Consider the following 250-nt stretch of genomic DNA (forward strand, 5'->3'; position numbering starts at 1 on the left):
GTACGGCTGCGACACCGCGGCCAACCCCTCCAACTACGGCCACATGGCGGAAGTGACGGTCAATGCGGACGACACCGCCTCGATCAAAAACCACTACTGCATGGGCCGCATCTCGCACGAGCTGGTGCAGGTGATGCCGGACCAGCGCACCGTGCTGATGGGCGACGACGCCACCAACAGCGGCTACTTCGTGTTCGTCGCCGACAAGGAAAAGGACCTGTCGTCGGGCACCCTGTACGTGGCCAAGGTC

Annotated in this window: 1 protein-coding gene; it reads left to right on the forward strand. The window is 63.6% G+C overall.

Translation table 11 applies throughout. The features are described from left to right. Positions 1 to 250, forward strand: a 250-nt coding sequence (locus KVT32_RS30890; RefSeq protein WP_217619514.1) for an alkaline phosphatase PhoX, incomplete at both ends; no start/stop codon positions are given.

The organism is Achromobacter sp. GbtcB20 (assembly GCF_019091095.1).
GTDB lineage: Bacteria > Pseudomonadota > Gammaproteobacteria > Burkholderiales > Burkholderiaceae_B > Achromobacter > Achromobacter mucicolens.